The sequence below is a fragment of the Amycolatopsis sp. 2-15 genome (assembly GCF_030285625.1).
Lineage (GTDB): Bacteria > Actinomycetota > Actinomycetes > Mycobacteriales > Pseudonocardiaceae > Amycolatopsis > Amycolatopsis carbonis.
The window spans coordinates 3,649,451-3,661,937 of the sequence record NZ_CP127294.1 but is presented as its reverse complement, the minus strand read 5'-3'; the positions used below and the strand labels follow the sequence as shown (position 1 = coordinate 3,661,937).

General features: G+C 71.1%; 16 protein-coding genes. 9 read left to right on the top strand and 7 right to left on the bottom strand.

What is annotated here, in order from left to right:
* Positions 1-24: 24 nt before the first annotated feature.
* The gene (locus QRX50_RS18045; RefSeq protein WP_220243528.1) at positions 25-234 is read right to left on the bottom strand and encodes a TOBE domain-containing protein; all 210 of its coding nucleotides are present in this window, start codon (positions 232-234) and stop codon (positions 25-27) included.
* Positions 235-582: 348 nt separating this feature from the next.
* Between QRX50_RS18045 and QRX50_RS18040 the strand changes: the two genes are divergently transcribed.
* Positions 583-729 (top strand): hypothetical protein, encoded by a 147-nt coding sequence (locus QRX50_RS18040; protein WP_285973096.1) that lies wholly within the window; start codon positions 583-585, stop codon positions 727-729.
* 1 nt (position 730) lies between these two features.
* Here the strand turns inward: QRX50_RS18040 and QRX50_RS18035 are convergent, their stop codons facing one another.
* Positions 731-2,200, bottom strand: a complete 1,470-nt coding sequence (locus QRX50_RS18035; protein ID WP_285973095.1) for an amidohydrolase family protein — start codon at positions 2,198-2,200, stop codon at positions 731-733.
* Between the two features lie 200 nt (positions 2,201-2,400).
* Here QRX50_RS18035 and QRX50_RS18030 point away from each other — a divergent pair, with 200 nt between their 5' ends.
* The 4 genes from QRX50_RS18030 to QRX50_RS18015 all read left to right on the top strand — a co-directional run bounded on the left by QRX50_RS18030 (position 2,401) and on the right by QRX50_RS18015 (position 5,470).
* Positions 2,401-2,961, top strand: a complete 561-nt coding sequence (locus QRX50_RS18030) for an NADPH-dependent FMN reductase (protein WP_285973094.1) — start codon at positions 2,401-2,403, stop codon at positions 2,959-2,961.
* A 71-nt stretch (positions 2,962-3,032) separates the two neighbouring features.
* Positions 3,033-3,209, top strand: a complete 177-nt coding sequence (locus QRX50_RS18025; protein ID WP_220243533.1) for a CsbD family protein — start codon at positions 3,033-3,035, stop codon at positions 3,207-3,209.
* Between the two features lie 106 nt (positions 3,210-3,315).
* The gene (locus QRX50_RS18020) at positions 3,316-3,918 is read left to right on the top strand and encodes an acyl-CoA-like ligand-binding transcription factor (RefSeq protein ID WP_285973093.1); all 603 of its coding nucleotides are present in this window, start codon (positions 3,316-3,318) and stop codon (positions 3,916-3,918) included.
* 34 nt (positions 3,919-3,952) lie between these two features.
* The gene (locus tag QRX50_RS18015; RefSeq protein WP_285973092.1) at positions 3,953-5,470 is read left to right on the top strand and encodes an FAD-dependent monooxygenase; all 1,518 of its coding nucleotides are present in this window, start codon (positions 3,953-3,955) and stop codon (positions 5,468-5,470) included.
* Here the strand turns inward: QRX50_RS18015 and QRX50_RS18010 are convergent.
* The 3 genes from QRX50_RS18010 to QRX50_RS18000 form a co-directional block, all read right to left on the bottom strand.
* Positions 5,454-6,266, bottom strand: a complete 813-nt coding sequence (locus QRX50_RS18010; protein WP_285973091.1) for a class I SAM-dependent methyltransferase — start codon at positions 6,264-6,266, stop codon at positions 5,454-5,456. The two genes, QRX50_RS18015 and QRX50_RS18010, sit on opposite strands and share 17 nt — an antisense overlap.
* Before the next feature lie 22 nt (positions 6,267-6,288).
* Positions 6,289-6,711 (bottom strand): hypothetical protein, encoded by a 423-nt coding sequence (locus QRX50_RS18005; protein WP_285973090.1) that lies wholly within the window; start codon positions 6,709-6,711, stop codon positions 6,289-6,291.
* 175 nt (positions 6,712-6,886) lie between these two features.
* On the bottom strand, positions 6,887-7,708 hold the full coding sequence (locus QRX50_RS18000; protein WP_285973089.1) for a class I SAM-dependent methyltransferase: 822 nt from the start codon (positions 7,706-7,708) through the stop codon (positions 6,887-6,889).
* Positions 7,709-7,743: 35 nt separating this feature from the next.
* Between QRX50_RS18000 and QRX50_RS17995 the strand changes: the two genes are divergently transcribed.
* The 4 genes from QRX50_RS17995 (at position 7,744) to infA (ending at position 11,068) form a co-directional block, all read left to right on the top strand.
* On the top strand, positions 7,744-9,171 hold the full coding sequence (locus QRX50_RS17995; protein WP_285973088.1) for a xylulokinase: 1,428 nt from the start codon (positions 7,744-7,746) through the stop codon (positions 9,169-9,171).
* Positions 9,172-9,205: 34 nt separating this feature from the next.
* On the top strand, positions 9,206-9,889 hold the full coding sequence (locus QRX50_RS17990; RefSeq protein WP_285973087.1) for an alpha/beta hydrolase family protein: 684 nt from the start codon (positions 9,206-9,208) through the stop codon (positions 9,887-9,889).
* Positions 9,890-10,074: 185 nt separating this feature from the next.
* The gene (locus QRX50_RS17985; RefSeq protein ID WP_285973086.1) at positions 10,075-10,857 is read left to right on the top strand and encodes a GNAT family N-acetyltransferase; all 783 of its coding nucleotides are present in this window, start codon (positions 10,075-10,077) and stop codon (positions 10,855-10,857) included.
* Entirely contained in the window at positions 10,847-11,068 is a 222-nt protein-coding gene (infA, locus tag QRX50_RS17980) for a translation initiation factor IF-1 (protein ID WP_285973085.1), read from the top strand. The genes QRX50_RS17985 and infA overlap by 11 nt, the downstream gene beginning before the upstream one ends.
* A 129-nt stretch (positions 11,069-11,197) precedes the next feature.
* Here infA and QRX50_RS17975 read toward each other — a convergent pair whose 3' ends face one another.
* Positions 11,198-11,923: an anti-sigma factor family protein gene (locus QRX50_RS17975; RefSeq protein ID WP_285973084.1), complete on the bottom strand. Its 726-nt coding sequence runs from the start codon at positions 11,921-11,923 to the stop codon at positions 11,198-11,200.
* Positions 11,924-12,463, bottom strand: coding sequence for a sigma-70 family RNA polymerase sigma factor (locus QRX50_RS17970; protein WP_285973083.1), 540 nt, complete (start codon positions 12,461-12,463; stop codon positions 11,924-11,926).
* Between the last annotated feature and the right edge of the window lie 24 nt (positions 12,464-12,487).

Below are 12,487 nucleotides of genomic sequence, written 5' to 3'. Positions count from 1 at the left end.
CCCGGGCCGGCAGCTACCGAAGCGTCACTCGACGCCGAGCATGACCTCAGTCGACTTCACCAGCGCGGTCACCGGCTTGCCGACCTCGAGCTCCAGCTCCTCGGCGGCGTCCTTGGTGATCGAGGCCGTGACGGACTGGCCGCCGTCGAGCTGGACCGTGACCACGGTCATGACCGCGCCGGGCTTCACAGCCGACACAGTGCCGACGAGCTGGTTGCGGGTTGACAGGCGCATGTGGACAGTCCTTTGTGCGGTGTGTGGAAGTACGACAACGCCGCCACAGTAACCCTTTTCCCCGGTCCCCGTTGCCGCCCCGAGCACCCACCGAACCGACCTGCGGCACCACTCATCCTGTTGGCCCCGCACTTGCACGCCCAGCGCCTCCGCGGAGCAGCACCCACGCTCTCCTGTGATTTTCACGGCCCGCGCGTCGCGCCCCGACGGCCCTCCACCTGCACCGCGGACCACCCTGATCAGGAATTGACGTTTTCCTTGCGCCACTTGATCATGCGCGAAACACCCGCTCCCCCGTACCGTAAAGCTTAGCTTTGACAAGCATTACCGCGAGAAAGGACCACCGCCATGTGGGCGCCCCTCACCGTTGCGCTGCTGATCGGTTTCTTCGGGAACCTGACGCTGGACCGGGCGGGCGCCGCGGTCGTGTTCCTCGTGCTCGCGGCGGCCACGGTCGTCACCACGGTTGTGCTGCGCAGAAACAAGACCGCCTGAGTCAGGCACGGACAGGCTTGCCGGGCAACGCGTCGGGCACCAGCGAGCCGGCGCACACCACCGCGGTGCCGCTCACGAGCACGTGCTCGATTCCCACGGAGGGTCGCGTGCCGTCCACATAGGACGCCTGGTCCGCGATCCGTGCGGGGTCGAAAACCACCACGTCGGCGTCGCTGCCGGCGCGCAGGCGGCCCTTGCGCCGCAGGGCGGGCACGGCTTCGTCCAGGACCTGCGCGGGCAGCAGCGAGCAGCGCGCGACGGCTTCGGACAACGTCAGCTTTCCGCTTTCCCGATGGAGCCGCCGGATGGCGCGCGAGAACGTGCCCGCGCCACGCGGGTGGCCGAGCGCGCCGGGCGGCAGCGGCCACGTGAGCGGGTCCGGCCGCCCGTCCGTCCAGGTCAGCGGCATGGCGTCGCTCGCGATGGCGGTGCCCTCGAAGAGCAGGGCGCGCTCCAGCGCCGGGTCGTCCTCGTCGAGGAAGTGCAGCAGCGCGAGCGCGCCCGGGGTGCTCGCGCGGACCTCGGCGAGGCGCGCGGCGTCCGCGATGCGCTCCCCCGTGCCGACGAGCACGAGCGAGTCGGGCCGGATGCCTTGGCGCGCCAGGAATTCCGGTGCCAGAAAGGCCGCGCCGATGGCCGTCGAGCCGGCGCCGTAGGGGTACGCCTCGGTGGTCACCTCGGCGCCTTCCATCCGGCAGCGCTCCACGAGCCCGAGCACGCGGTCGACCTGGCGCCCCGACGTGCTGTTCACGTGGCAGTAGTGCAGGTGCACCCCGGTCTGCCCCGCGACGCGCGCGATCTCCTCGGCACCGTCGACGGGCACCTCCGGGTCGGCTTCCACGAGCGGGCGCGCGTGCGTGAACGCGGGTAGCCCGGCCTCGGCCGCCAGTTCCGCCACGGCGACGAACTCGGCCGGGTCGAGGTGGGGCGCGTAGCCGGCGAGCACGCCGATGCCCAGCGCGCCGTCGGCCAGGTCCCGTGACAGGTGCTCGAAGATCCGCGCGCGCTCGGCCGCCGACGCCTCGGCGCGCCACGCGGGCACACCCAGGTGCGTGAGCACCGTGTCGGGCGGGCCCTCGAGCGGCGCGCCCGCGAGCACGGCCATCCGCGCCAGCGCCCACGACGTCGAGTAGCCGTAGTTGATCGGCCGGCCCTCCGCGGCGGCCCGCGCGTACGCCGCGCCGACCGGCGTGATGCCGGCCTCCAGTTCCAACGCCGTGGTGACGCCGTCGAGCGCCTGCAGCCGCTGCTCGGGAATCGCCTGGCCGTGACTGTGCAGATCCACGAACCCCGGAGCGACGACGAGGCCGGTCGCGTCGATCGTCCGCTCGCCGCGAAGCGGTGTTGCGGATACCACACTTACGGTGCCACCGGTGATCCCGACGTCGGCCACCGCGTCGAAGCCGCTCTCCGGGTCGAGCACCCGTCCGCCCCTGATCACGAGCGCAAAGCTGTCCTGTGAACTGGTCACGATTCGCTCCTGGGAGTGGGAGACGGCACGCACAAGGTACTGCCGAATCACCCGCCCGTGGGAATGGCCCTCACCCCCCGTTTGTTGACACGTCCGCAGAGCTGAGACTAAATTGCGGACGCGTCATCAAAGATCTCTGGATCAAGCCCTGACCAGCGCGACTGAACCGATGACCGTCCCTCGAATCAGGAAAGTCGGACATGACCAAGATTGCGATCATCCTCGGCAGCACCCGTCCGGGCCGCAACGGTGAAGCCGTGGCGAAGTGGGCCCTCGACATCGCGAAGCAGCGCGGCACCGCCGAGTACGAGCTCCTCGACCTGCTCGACTACGAGCTCCCGCACCTCGACGAGCCGCTGCCGGCGGCCATGGGCCAGTACGCGCAGGCGCACACCAAGCGCTGGGCCGAGAAGATCGCCGAGTTCGACGGCTACGTCTTCGTGACCGCGGAGTACAACCACGCCATCCCGGGCCCGCTGAAGAACGCCATCGACTTCCTGGGCGCCGAGTGGAACAACAAGGCCGCCGGCTTCGTCGGCTACGGCTCCGTCGGCGCCGTCCGCGCGGTGGAGCAGCTGCGCCTCGTGCTGAGCAACCTGCAGGTCGCCCACGTGACGAGCCAGGTCGCCCTGTCGCTGTTCACCGACTTCGAGAACATGTCGACGTTCAAGCCGGCCGAGATGCACACCGGTTACCTCAACACGACCCTCGACCAGGTCGAGGCGTGGAGCAAGGCGATGGCCACCCTTCGCAACGCCTGAGTCCCCGTGTTTGGCCTCCCGCCCACCGGGTAGCCGGTGGGTATCAGCCGACAAGCAAGGGAGGCGACACCATGACCGACAAGGCCGAGAACAAGGCGGAAGAGCTCAAGGGCCGAGCCAAGGAGGCCGTCGGCGACGCCACCGGTAACGAGCAGTGGCAGGCCGAAGGCAAGGCAGAGCAGGGCAAGAGCAACTTGAAGCAGGCCGCCGACAAGGTCAAGGACGCCGTGAAGGGCGTCAAGGACTGAGTTCGGGAAAGCCCAGGGTCACAGGGCCCTGGGCTTTCTTGTATCCATCAAACTTGCGCATCACGCAGACTTTGCGTGTTACGCAAGTTTCTACTAACTTGGGGGCATGACCGAACGGCCGAGCCTGCGTGAACGGCGTCGCCAGGAGACGCGCACCGCGATCTCCTGGGCCGCGATCCGGCTGGCCGTGGAACGCGGTCTGGCGCACGTGACCATCGAGGACATCGCCACCGAGGCCGGCGTTTCGCCGCGCACCGTGAACAACTACTTCTCCAGCAAGGCCGAGGCCATCGCGGCCCGCCACCATGACCGCGCCCAGGGCATCGCCGACCTGCTGCGCGCACGGCCGGCCGGCGAACCGCTCTGGGAAGCCGTCACCGAAGCGGCGCTCGCCCGGTTCGAGGCCGACCGCGCCGAGTCCACTCCGGATCCGCTGTGGACACAGGGCGTGCAGCTGATGACCGCCGAACCCGCTCTGCAGGGCGAGTTCCAGAAGGCCAACGTCGCCGCCGAAATCGCGCTCGCGCAGGCCATCGCAGACCGCACCGGCACCGACGCCGAACACGACCTCTACCCCGTGCTCGTCGCCACCGCCGCCGGCGGGGCCATCCGCGCGGCCATGGCGCACTGGATGCGCGCCGACCCACCCGTTTCCTTCAGCTCGGTGCTGCGCGCGGCCTTCGGCGCGGTGACCGTCGACCTTCCCTGATCTCCCAGTTTTTCCGATCCGCCAAGGAGAAACCATGCCCGCGATCGATGTCGTGATCGCCGGCGGTGGGCCCAACGGGCTCATGCTGGCGTGCGAGCTCAGCCTGGCCGGCGTACGGCCGCTCGTGCTGGAACGCCTCACCGAACGCAGTGAAGAACAGCGGGCCAACGGCCTCGTCGGCCAGGTCGTGCGGCTGCTGCACCGCCGTGGCCTCTACGAACGGCTCACCGATCAGGCCGAACCCGTGCCCGCGCCGCACTACATGTTCGGCGCGTTCCCTCTCGATCTGACCCAGCTGCCGGTCAATCCCGTGTACCTGCTGCCGATTCGGCAGCGCGAGCTGGAACGTGCGTTGGAGGAGCGGGCTGTCGAGCTGGGTGTGGAAATCCGGCGTGGGCACGAGGTGCTCGGGTTCGAGCAGGACGACTCGGTGCACGTCACCGTTTCCGGTCCCACCGGTGCGTACACTGTGGACACACGGTTTCTGGTGGGCGCGGACGGTGGGCGCAGCACCGTGCGTAAGCTCGCCGGCATCGATTTTCCCGGTGTCACTCGGGAGACCATGGTTTCGTACACCGCGCACGTGAGCGTGCCGGACTCCGTGCGCGATCCGGCGACAGGCGGGCTGCGGCTCGACGGCGTCGGCGCGGTGCCGCCGTTCCAGCACTTCCGAACGGAGACGGGGCTGTTCGTGTTCGCGCCGTTCCCGAACTCCGCGCCGCTGGTGGCTTCGTCCGAACGCGGCCGGCCGCAGGTACCCGACGACGTGCCGGCGACGCTCGACGAGGTGCGCGGGAGCGTTCGGCGAGTGCTCGGCGTCGACCTGCCCCTGGAGGCGCCTGCCGGCCCCGGTCCGCACCAGCTGCGCCGGGTGTCCAGCGGAAACACTCGCCTGGCGGAGAAGTTCCGCGTCGGGCGCGTGCTGCTCGTCGGCGACGCCGCTCACGTGCACTCCGCGATCGGCGGGCCCGGCCTGAACCTGGGGCTGCAGGACGCCGTCAACCTGGCGTGGAAGCTCGCCGCGGAGGTGCGCGGCTGGGCGCCGGCCGACCTGCTCGACACCTACGACGCCGAGCGGCGCCCGGCCAGCCGGCGCGTCGTGATGCACACGCAGGCGCAGGGCGCGCTGACCGCGCCGGGCCCGGAGGTCACGGCGCTGCGCGAGCTGTTCGCGGAGCTCCTCGACCACCAGGACGTGACGCAGCACCTCGCGGACCTGTTGTCGGGCGCGGACATCCGCTACGGCGACGACCCCCACCCGTTCGTCGGCCGGTGGGCGCCGGACCTTGCTTCCGAAGGCGTCGCGGCGGCTTATCGCGCGGCACGGCCGGTACTCCTCGACCTGACCTCGGACGGCTCGGTGTCTGCGGCCGCCGCTGCGTGGGCCGACCGCGTGGACCCGGTCACCGCCGCGACGGGCGTCGACGCGACCGCGCTGCTGATCCGCCCCGACGGCTACGTCGCCTGGGCTTCGTCCGACGCCCGGCCGGACGTGAGCGGGTTGGAGAAGGCGCTGATCCGCTGGTTCGGCACCGTCACCTCAGCCGGGTGACGGCCACCTCGATGCACGCGGACGCCGGCAGCCGGCCCTCGGGCGTCACGAGGTTCCGCGTCGCGACGGTGAACGCGGTGCGCAGGCCCTTCCGGTGCGTGTCGTCGAGGCCGGCCATCTGGTAGTAGCTGTCGTGGCAGGTCTGCCAGACCTCGTCGGGCGTGCCGCCGAAGTCGACGACCATCCGGTCCCACTCGACGGGTTCGAAGCCCGCCGAGGTAAGCAGCTCGTCCAGACCTTCGCGTGTGCGGGTCCGGGGGTCGCCGGCCGCCGGCACCCGGCGTTCCTCGGGCACCACGGCGAACAGCGGCCGCGCGACCTTGAGGAAGATCTCCATCGCCTCACGCCCGCCACCACCGATGCCGATCGCGAGGGTGCCACCCGGGGCCAGCACCCGGGCGGCCTCGGCGACGACCTGCTCGACGTCGGTCATGAGCATCAACGCCATGAACGACACCACCGTGTCGAACTCGCCGTCCTCGAACGGCAGCTCCTGCGCCCGCCCCGGACGGAGATCGGCTTCGGCCAGCTCGGGCCGGCGGCCGGCCGACGCCAGCTGCCCGGGCGAAAGGTCCACCCCCGCCAGCTTCGGCACCCCACGGCTGCCGAGCTCGGCGAGCAGCGCGCCGTCGCCGCAGCCGAGGTCGAGCACGGCCTTGGCTGCGGTGACGCGGTCGGCGAACACCTCGTACACGGTCCGCCCGTCGCCCGTCACGCGGCCGCGCCCGGCCAGCTCGGACGCGGCGTCCGGGCGGGCGTCGTGGTAGCTGCGGAGGAACTCCTCGGCGGACGTCATGGCGAGACGTTAGCGCGGATCGTCACGCCGCCAGGCGCGTTCGGGCGATGTTGAGCCGCACGGCCGCGGGCAGGATTCCGTCGGCGCCGACCAGCCCGCGCGTCGCCTCGGTGAACTCCGCGCGCAGTTCGGCGAGCTGCGTGTCGCCGAGCGTCGAGGCGGGATAGAGCGTCTCGCAGCACGTGACCCACACCTGTTCCGGCGGCGCGGCGAAATCGACCACGATCTGTTCCCGCACAACGGGTTCGAACCCCACCGGCCCGAGGAACTCGTCGAACCCCTCGGCGGTGCGCGTCCGCCGATCCCCGCCGATGGGCGGTTTGCGCTCTTCGGGAACCGCGTCGAGCCTCGGCTTGGCGAGCTCGAAGAACACCTGCGTGGCCCCGATGGCGCCACCCCCGCCCGCCAACGCCGCGAACACCCCACGCGGCTGGAGGATCCGCATGGTCATCCCCGCGGGTAGTCGGCCGTTCCCCGCCAGGTCGCGGTTCGCACCCAGACGTCGGCTTCGGGCCCACCAACGTCGAAGTGGATCGCGACCTGCGAGACGAATTCGGGTCGCCCTACGCCGACCAGTTTCCCGTAGCCACACCCACCTCCGGCACGCCATACCCCCGCCATCAACGCGGCAGACCCGCCCGCAGCCTCGTTTCGACGATCCGCATGGTCATCCCTGCGCGCAATCGGCCGTTCTCCACGAGGTCGCGGGTTCCTTCCCGGAACGCCGATTCGAGCCGCTTCAGCTGCTCCGCGTCGAGGGTGCCGACCGGGTAGAACGTCTCGCAGCAGCGCGCCCAGACGTCGGCTTCGGGGCCGCCGAAGTCGAGGTCGATCGGGTCCCACGAGACGGGCTCGAAGCAGGCCGCGCCGAGCATCGCGTCGAGGCCTTCGCGCCGCCGGATGCGCGGGTTGCCGCCGATGTGGACTCGGCGTTCTTCGGGGACCTCGTCGAGCAGGGAATTCGCCAGCTCGATGAACACCTTCAGCGCCCCTGTGACGCCACCGGCGATGGCCGCGGCGAACACCCCGCCCGGCGCCAGTACGCGAGCCGCTTCGGCGATGACCGCGTCGGCGTCGGGGAAAAGCATCAGCACCATGTGCGACACGACCGCGTCGAACGAACCGTCCGCGAACGGCAGCTCCTGCACACGAGCCAGCCGCAGGTCGGCGTCCGCGAGCTCGGGCCGGGCGCGCGCCACGTCGAGGTGCGCTGCGGACAGGTCGACGCCCGCCAAGACCTCCGCGCCCTCGATCGCGGCCAGCAACGAACCGTCGCCGCAGCCGAGGTCGAGCACGCACCGTGTGCCGGACACCCGCGCGGCGAGGACCTGGTAACTCGTCCGCCCGTCATCGACGACCCGGCACGAATCGATCAGATCGGACGTCATGTGGGGTTTCCGGTCGTGGTAAGCGGCCATGAAGGCTTCGGCGGGGGTCGTCACCCCGTGACCGTAGCGGGGTTTGATACATCTCTCCCATGAACGACAACCAGGTGGTCCTGGGCATCGACATCGGCACCACCGCGGTCAAGGTCGCCGCGTTCGCGCTGGACGGCCGAGCGCGCGCGGTGCACAGCGTCGCCTACCCGATCACCCGCCCGCGGCCCGGCTGGGCGGAGCAGGACCCCGAGGACTGGTGGCGCGCCACCGGCACCGCGATCAGCGCCGTGCTCGCCGAGCTGCCCGACGTCGTCATCAGCAGCGCGGGGATCGTGAGCCAGGTCAACACCCACCTGCTGACCAAAGAAGACCTCACCCCGCTGACTCCCGCCGTGATCTGGCAGGACCAGCGGTGTGCGGACGTGGCGCGCGAGCTGGACGCCCGGTTCACCCCCGAGGACAAGGTGCGGATCTGGGGTGGGCCGGTGGCGCTGGACGCGTCGTTCGTCGGGGCGCGGGCGGCGTGGTTCGCCGAGCACGAACCGGACAAGTGGGCGCGGGCGCGGTGGATCCTGAGCCCCAAGGACTTCATCGGCGCGCGGCTGACCGGGCGCGTGGCCACGGACAAGCTGTCCGGCGTCCGGATCGCGGGCGCCCAGGGGTACCTGCCCGAGGCCGTCGCGCTCGTCGACGGGCTGGGTGAGCGGCTGCCGGAGCTCCTCGAGCCCGAAACGCCGCTGGGGCCGTCGAAGGAACTCAACGGCGCGCCCGTCGTCGTCGGGACCATGGACGCGTTCGGCGCGGTTTTCGGAACGCGCACGACGGAGCTGGGCCGCGGCATGGTCTCGTGCGGCACGTCGCTGGTCGTCGCGGGTGCGTCACGTCACCGCGGCACCCGGCAGGGCGTCGTGACGTTCCCGCCGCGCGGCGACCTCTACGTCCACGCCGGTCCGACGCAGGCCGCGGGTGAGGCCGTGAGGTGGTGGGCGCAGGCGTCGGGACAGACCGTGCCCGAGGTGTTCGAGACAGCGGCCGACGGTGCGGCCGGGATCGTGTTCACCCCGTACCTGCAGGGCGAACGCGCGCCGCTGTGGGACGCCGACGTGCGGGGCAGCTTCCTCGGCCTGACCTCGTCGGCGACGCGAGCGGACCTCTCGCGCGCGGTGCTGACGGGCGTCGCGTTCTCCGCGCGGCACGTGCTGGAGCAGGTGGAGCAGGCGTGCAGCTTCCAGCTGCCGTCCCTGACCTTCTCCGGCGGCGGCGCGCGCAGCGACCTGTGGACGCAGCTGCACGCCGACGTCCTCGGCCGTCCCGTCGAACGCCTCCGCGTGCACGACAGCGCAGCGCTCGGCGCCGCGTTGCTGGGCGCCGTGGGCGTGGGACTGCAGCCGGACGTCGAGACGGCGGCCGCCGAGACCGTCGCCGTGGAGCGCGTGTTCGAGCCGCAGACGGATCTGACGCGGCTGTACGAGGCGTACCGCGCTTCGTACGAGGGGCTCGCGAAGGTCCACGAGCTGCTGAAGTGAACCATCGACCTCCGGCCCCTGTTGTAATGGAGGAATGAGGACGATCCGCTACGGCGGCGAACCCAGCCAGTTCGTCGAGCTGCACGGCGACAACCCCGTGCGCGGCACGGCTTTCCTGCTCCACGGCGGCTGGTGGCGCGCCCAGCGCGACCTGCACCTGATGGACGCGCTCGCCGCCGATCTCGTCGCAGCCGGCTGGCTCGTCGCGAACCTCGAGTACCGCCGCATCGACGGCGACACCGGCGGCTGGCCGCAGACCCTCGACGACGTCCTCGCGGCCATGGCCGCTGTGCCCGTTGCCGAAGGCCTGCCGATGATCGCGGTCGGTCACTCCGCGGGCGGCCACCTCGCGCTCCTCGCCGCCGCGACCGTGAAACCGTCCGCCGTCATCGGCCTCGCCCCCATCACCGACGTCCCCCGCAGCGCCGCCGAAGGCCTCGGCGAGGGCGCCGCGAGCCTGTTCCTGCCGTCCCCGGACCCGGCGGCCTCGCCGCTCACGTGCCTGCCGATCGGCGTGCCCCAGCTGATCGTCCACGGCGACGCCGACGTCCGCGTCCCCATCGACCACAGCCGCGCCTACGCCGAAGCCGCGCGCGCCGCCGGAGACGACGACGTCACCTTGACCGAACTCCCCGGCGTGGACCACTTCCGCGTGATCGACCCGGCGGACGAACCCTGGCAGCACGCCCGAACCTGGCTCACCACCAGGTTTGGTTAGCCACGAAAATCGGTGGGCACGACGACGCCCCACCGCTATGGTTCCGGGGACCGTGACTCGACGCCAGGAGGTGAGCCCCATGAACGCTGTTTCGATGTGGGTGCTCCCCTCGTCGTCACGGTCGGGCGACTGACGTAGGGGTCGCCGGGAGCGCCTTGATCAGGCACTCCCGAAAGGTGACCACCATGAACACTCTGCGTTTCACCGCGGGCGAACCCGCGGTGGAGATCACCCGCGTCGCGCCGCGGCTGTGGCACGCGCTGGACGACGACCGGGTCACCGGCCGCGCCGAGGCCACCACGCGCCCCGACGGGCGGGTCTTCCTCAGTATCGACGCCTGGCACCGCTCCGTCTTCGACCAGCTCGTCCGCACGATGCTCGCGACCCTGCCGGAACCACTCCACACGGTGGTCGACGAAACCGACCACGAACTGCTGGCCGCCTGGCGCGAGGCCGGCTTGACGGTCCGGCGGCGCGAATGGGAGTACGTCGTGCCCACGCGCGTCACCGGGCCGGCCCTGCCACCACCGGGCGTCACCCTCGTGCCCGCCGGCGCCGCCGAAGACGGTCCGCTGCGGGAGGTGGACCGCGTCGTCCGCGCCGAGGTCGAAGCTGCCGTCGGCTGGCACGAGATGCCGGCCGAGGTATTGGTCCGGCCGGGCGACACCATCGTGGACCCGACGAAGTACGCCGCGGCCGCCGAAGACGGCGAGTACGTGGGCTTGATCCGGGTGGTCCAGGTGACGCGCCTGCCCCGGATCGGGCTGGTCGCCGTCCGCACGTCCCGGCGGCGCCGCGGCATCGCTCGCGCGCTGCTGGTCCACTCGCTCGGCGTTCTGCACCGAGCGGGGATCGAGACGGCGTCGGCCGAGGTGAACGAGGCCAACGAAGCGGCGACCGCGTTGTTCGAGGGCCTCGGCGCGCGGCGGGCGAACAGCACCCTGGAGCTGGTGCGCCATGGCCGGTAAGGGCGGGATCGAAGTCGAGGGAACCGTGGTGGAGTGCCTGCGCGACGCCCGGTTCAAGGTCGAGCTGTCCAACGGGCACCACGTGCTCGCCCACATCAGCGGCAAGATCAGGAAGAACTACATCAAGATCGTGCCCTATGACCGGGTTCTGGTGGAGCTGAGCCCGTACGACCTGAGCCGGGGCCGGATCCTGTTCCGGTACCGAAACTAGGGCCACGGCGTTCCCGTCGGCGGCCGGCGCACCCGTGCGCCGGCCGCCGCGAGACCGTCCGAAGTGGACTCCTCCCTGCCCCCGGTTTGCCCGAACACACCACCGGCCAGGGCAGGAAGCGCCCGAAGGTCAGACGTTCGCTTCCACGAACTGGTGGCCGTCGGTATTCTCGACCACGACCGAAGCGACCTGAGAGGGGTCGACGAGGGCGGAACCATTGAGGTCCGCACCGTCGTGGACCGCCTTCTGGGACACGAGCCAGCCGCCGGCGATTTCGCGGTCGCCGTTCTTGCTGACCACGATCAGGCGGCACTTCTCGCCGGCCGGAATGCCCGTCACGGCGGCTTCGACGCGAACCCAGCCGGCGGCCGGGACGATGCTCGCGGTGAGCCGCGTTTCGCCCGAGGTGCCGCTGAGGAACTTCGTGCCGGGCACGGTGCTGGACGCGGTCGTCGGCACGGGCGCGGGCGGCGGCGGAACGGCGACGGCCGGGCCCGCGGGCGAACCCGCCTTGCCCACCGCGACACCGACGCCCATCGCAGCCGCAGCAACCACGACGGCGGCCGTCGCGGCCAGGAACCGGCCACGGCCGGCCGAGCTGCGCGCTTCCGAGCGGACCTGGCGCAGCGTGCGCTGCAGCAGCAGGTCGCCGCCCTCGGGCGGGCCGTCGAGCAGCGCCTCGGGCGGCACTTCGCCCAGGAACTCCTGCATCTCGCGCAGCGACTCGACTTCCGCGCGGCAGTCCGCGCAGCCGGCGAGGTGCGCCTCGATCGTCTGCTTCTCCTGCGCGGAGACTTCACCGGCGACGTAGCCGGCAAGGTCCGCGTGGTCGGGGAACTCGCTGAACCCGCTCATCTACGCCGCCCCCACCCGCTGATCCGCGAATTTCTCCCGCAATGCCCGTAAACCGTAGTACGAGCGGGATTTCACCGTCCCCGCCGGGATTCCGAGCTGCTCGGCGGCCTCGGTCACCGTACGGCCGTGCAGGTACATCTGTTCCAGTACTTCGCGGTGCTCGGGCGAGAGGCCCTCGAGCGCCGAGAGGACCACCATCGAGTCCACGACGTGGTCGGCGTGGTCGTGCTCCACCGGCCCGGTCGTGGGCGACTCCGCGACCTCCGCGGGGCGCGCGTCACGCGCGCGGACCTTGTCGATCACCAGGTTGCGGACGACGGTCAGCAGCCATCCGCGCACGGAACCCTTGCCGTTGACGAGGCTGTCCGGGTTGCGCCAAGCGCGCACCAGGGCTTCCTGCACCACGTCCTCGGCGGCCGCGCGGTCGTTGAGGAGCCTCGTGGCGTAGGCGAGCATCGCCTTTCCGTGCTCCTCGAACAACGAGCGGACGAGCGCCTCGTCGGCCACCTGTTGGCGGTGACGAGTCCTCAACCCGGCCATTCCGGACCACCCTCCCCGAACCGG

Bases quoted from the DNA above. Each gene is read 5' to 3' on its own strand.
- QRX50_RS18045 (WP_220243528.1), bottom strand. From the start codon at position 234: ATGCGCCTGTCAACCCGCAACCAGCTCGTCGGCACTGTGTCGGCTGTG.
- QRX50_RS18040 (WP_285973096.1), top strand. From the start codon at position 583: ATGTGGGCGCCCCTCACCGTTGCGCTGCTGATCGGTTTCTTCGGGAAC.
- QRX50_RS18030 (WP_285973094.1), top strand. From the start codon at position 2,401: ATGACCAAGATTGCGATCATCCTCGGCAGCACCCGTCCGGGCCGCAAC.
- QRX50_RS18025 (WP_220243533.1), top strand. From the start codon at position 3,033: ATGACCGACAAGGCCGAGAACAAGGCGGAAGAGCTCAAGGGCCGAGCC.
- QRX50_RS18020 (WP_285973093.1), top strand. From the start codon at position 3,316: ATGACCGAACGGCCGAGCCTGCGTGAACGGCGTCGCCAGGAGACGCGC.
- QRX50_RS18015 (WP_285973092.1), top strand. From the start codon at position 3,953: ATGCCCGCGATCGATGTCGTGATCGCCGGCGGTGGGCCCAACGGGCTC.
- QRX50_RS18010 (WP_285973091.1), bottom strand. From the start codon at position 6,266: ATGACGTCCGCCGAGGAGTTCCTCCGCAGCTACCACGACGCCCGCCCG.
- QRX50_RS18005 (WP_285973090.1), bottom strand. From the start codon at position 6,711: ATGCGGATCCTCCAGCCGCGTGGGGTGTTCGCGGCGTTGGCGGGCGGG.
- QRX50_RS17995 (WP_285973088.1), top strand. From the start codon at position 7,744: ATGAACGACAACCAGGTGGTCCTGGGCATCGACATCGGCACCACCGCG.
- QRX50_RS17990 (WP_285973087.1), top strand. From the start codon at position 9,206: ATGAGGACGATCCGCTACGGCGGCGAACCCAGCCAGTTCGTCGAGCTG.
- QRX50_RS17985 (WP_285973086.1), top strand. From the start codon at position 10,075: ATGAACACTCTGCGTTTCACCGCGGGCGAACCCGCGGTGGAGATCACC.
- infA (WP_285973085.1), top strand. From the start codon at position 10,847: ATGGCCGGTAAGGGCGGGATCGAAGTCGAGGGAACCGTGGTGGAGTGC.
- QRX50_RS17975 (WP_285973084.1), bottom strand. From the start codon at position 11,923: ATGAGCGGGTTCAGCGAGTTCCCCGACCACGCGGACCTTGCCGGCTAC.
- QRX50_RS17970 (WP_285973083.1), bottom strand. From the start codon at position 12,463: ATGGCCGGGTTGAGGACTCGTCACCGCCAACAGGTGGCCGACGAGGCG.